The following is a 2,924-nucleotide window of genomic DNA, read 5'->3' as shown; positions in this document are numbered from 1 at the left end:
CGTCGGGCTCGCCCTGATCAACCTCATAGGCCACCGGTGAGCGACACGCCCCGGCAGATGACGCTCGGCGATTTGATCGACGCGCTCGGCCGGCTCGACCCCGATCGGATGGTCGTCTTCGAATTCGGCGGCTGTAAGCCAACATAGTTCGAGCGCTATCGTGGCGAGCATGGCGGCTTGGCGCTTGGCTTCAGCGACAGGACTGGCGCGGTACTCGTGGCGGATCTCGTCTCGCGAGTGATGGACGCCTTAGAGACCTTGTTCGAGGACTGGGACGGCGGCTCGCATCCCGCGACGCGCGACACGCTGCTCTGGGCCGCGAACTCTGGCTGCGTCAGCGAGACGGCAATTGTCGATGTCGTGGAGCGCAGGGCGATTGCTTACATCGTGACGGGCCTCGCGAATGAGGTCCGTATGAAGCCTGCTCCCCGTCAGAATAGGTAATCGATCACATTCAGCCCGCCGACCACGATAACCGCGATCCAGACGGCGGTCACGACGAGCGCGCCGAGCATGGCCGCATAGATTAAGCTGGTGCCCATACCGGCTACGTCCTCATTGCTGACCGACCGCGGGACTGGCCAATGGTGCCGCAGGCGAGGACTTGAACCTGCATCTCTCGCAAACGAAGCGAGTGCTCTAGGCATTGAGCTACCGCGGCATCGCAAACGACCTAATTGGCGAAGTGCCAACCTGCACTTTATGCAGACTACGCAGCGGCGAGTTGCCGCCGACTGAGATCAGGCCGTCAGAAATAGAGAAGCCCGCCAGGCGAACCGGGCGCGCTGAAAAGGTTGTTCGGGAGAACAACCTACTGTCGGCATGTATGGTTAACCGAGAGATAATCCGGATCGCCCTCACCGGCGCACAGGGCGTTCTGGTTGTCAAAGCCAGACGCCTGTCACCCGTCGCAATGGCGGCTCGCGAGCCTATGCGGTTGTTCCGCCGGTTCCGAAGCGGACGCTCAGAACCGCACGAGGGGGCAGTATAAGCAGCAGGACGCGGGCACCCGTGTCTCAGACCCGCCGAAAGATCTGCTCTCAGCCTCATTCAGCCGGTTAGCAGGTTGAGCCGAACCAAGCTCTCCGCCGAGGCGACGATGGCCTCCTCCGCCGGGCGTGGAGACCAACCGAGGAGGCGAATGGCCTTCTCGCTCGTGGCGTTCATGCTCACACCGAGAAAAGGAACGACCCCCTTCATAGCCGGATTCACATAGGCGCCGAGGCGCACAATGGTATTCGGAACCTCGCGGGTCGGGACCTTAACCGCCGCGGCTCCTAGCCTCTGCCGCAGCACTTTCGCGACATCGGCAAACCACAGACTCTCTCCTGCGATGGCGAGGAAGCGCTCGCCGTTCGCAGCTGGATCAGTCATGGCGCGCAGATGCAGATCTGCGACGTCTCGAGCGTCGACGAAGCCGGAATTGACCTTCGGGCATCCCGGCATCCCCTCCATCAGATTTTTGATGAGTCTGATCGAGTGGGAATAGTCGGCTCCTAGCACCGGTCCTAGCACGGCGGTTGGGTTGACTGCGGAGAGTTCGAGTCCTTGCCCTTCCGTGGCGATGAAGTCCCAAGCGGCGCGTTCGGAGAGCGTCTTCGACTTCTGATAGGGGGCGACCCTGGACTTGAGATTGGTCCAGTCGGTCTCGTTGAACGGTCGCGTCATCTTCTTGTGGCCCACGCCCACCGCTCCGAAGGCGGAGGTGAGCACCACCCGTTTGACACCGGCATCGCGGGCCGCGCGCAGGACCCTAAGGTTTCCCTCGACCGCAGGCCTGATCCACTCGTCTTCGCTCGCGTAGGAGCCGGATGGAGTGGGCGAGGCTCCATGCAGGACGTACACGCATCCGGCGGTGGCCTCAGCCCAGCCGCGATCTTCCCCAAGGTCGGCGGTCACGAACGAGAGGCGGTCGCTTGGCTCGGCCCCGCCTACCGCGAGATGCTTGCGCACCTCAGCTTCGCGCTCCGGCGTGCGCAAAGTGGTCCGCACTCCATAGCCTGCGCTCAGCAGTGCCAGAATGCAGTGCTGGGCGATGAAGCCCGTTCCACCGGTCACCAGAACCAGATCGTTGGCCATGACTATCTCCGGATGGCGGCGACGGGCTCAGGCGTGGTGCGCGGGCCGGGTCCATAAGGGTGCCGTCGCGTTGCTGCCCCTTGTCTACGGCCGTATACTGAATGTCTCCTATTGAGTCTACGGCCGTATAATGAAAGTCGAACCTACGCCTCGCGTCAGGCGATCCGACAAGGCCGCCGCCACGAGAGCGGCGATCCTCGCCGCCGCGCGGCGCGCCTTCGCGGCTCACGGCTATGATGGGGTCGGTCTGCGCGCGATCGCGGCCGAAGCTGGCGTGACTGCCATGATGGTCGGGCGCTATTTCGGTTCGAAGGAAGGCCTGTTCGGCGAGGTGGTCTCCGACACCATGCGCGACCCCGTTGTCCTTGCGTCGGAGAACCTAGGGGCCGCCGATATTCCTCGCGCCTTCGCTCGAGCCCTGGTTGGCATCACGGGTCGCGATACTAATCCCCTCGACGGTTTTATGATCCTGACCCGGTCGAGCAGCAGCGAGACGGCAGCCCGGATCGCCCGCGACCGCATTGCGCAGGCGCACCACGCTACCGCAGCCGGCGCGGTGGGTGCCGATCACCCGAGCGAGCGCGCCGCGATCTTCCTGTCGTTCGTCGCAGGCTTCCAAGGCATGCGGCAGATGATGGGACTTTCCGCGCTTGCCGAGGCTGACCCGGTCGTCCTCGTGGAGCTGCTGACGCCGGTGATTGCAGAAATCCTCAAGCCTGCAGCGCGCAGTCAGGATATCTGCTTTGGTGCCTAGCTTGCTCGAAGACGGACTTGCAGAAACCACCCATCACGGTCAGTTGGCGAGGGTCGTATCCTCCAGATTATCACTACTAGGCTCGTCGGGG

At 63.3% G+C, this 2,924-nt stretch carries 3 protein-coding genes and 1 tRNA gene; 2 read left to right on the top strand and 2 right to left on the bottom strand.

Annotated elements, in window-relative coordinates:
* Nucleotides 1–177: 177 nt before the first annotated feature.
* Nucleotides 178–444, top strand: a complete 267-nt coding sequence (locus MGN01_RS23125; protein ID WP_147049136.1) for a hypothetical protein — start codon at nucleotides 178–180, stop codon at nucleotides 442–444.
* 141 nt (nucleotides 445–585) lie between these two features.
* Here MGN01_RS23125 and MGN01_RS23120 read toward each other — a convergent pair.
* Nucleotides 586–661: transfer RNA gene (locus MGN01_RS23120), tRNA-Thr, on the bottom strand.
* Nucleotides 662–1,050: 389 nt separating this feature from the next.
* Complete coding sequence (locus MGN01_RS23115) at nucleotides 1,051–2,079, bottom strand: SDR family oxidoreductase (RefSeq protein ID WP_147049135.1); 1,029 nt, start codon at nucleotides 2,077–2,079, stop codon at nucleotides 1,051–1,053.
* Nucleotides 2,080–2,209: 130 nt separating this feature from the next.
* Here MGN01_RS23115 and MGN01_RS23110 point away from each other — a divergent pair, with 130 nt between their 5' ends.
* Nucleotides 2,210–2,833 (top strand): TetR/AcrR family transcriptional regulator, encoded by a 624-nt coding sequence (locus MGN01_RS23110; protein ID WP_147049134.1) that lies wholly within the window; start codon nucleotides 2,210–2,212, stop codon nucleotides 2,831–2,833.
* The last annotated feature ends 91 nt before the right edge of the window (nucleotides 2,834–2,924 follow it).

This window comes from Methylobacterium gnaphalii (assembly GCF_007992215.1).
Classification (GTDB): Bacteria; Pseudomonadota; Alphaproteobacteria; order Rhizobiales; family Beijerinckiaceae; genus Methylobacterium; species Methylobacterium gnaphalii.
The sequence above is the reverse complement of the archived record's forward strand: the minus strand, read 5'-3'. Positions and strand labels throughout refer to the sequence as shown.

What these genes read in the sequence shown, in the direction of transcription:
- MGN01_RS23110 (WP_147049134.1), top strand. Translation starts at nt 2,210, where the DNA reads ATGAAAGTCGAACCTACGCCTCGCGTCAGGCGATCCGACAAGGCCGCC.
- MGN01_RS23115 (WP_147049135.1), bottom strand. Translation starts at nt 2,079, where the DNA reads ATGGCCAACGATCTGGTTCTGGTGACCGGTGGAACGGGCTTCATCGCC.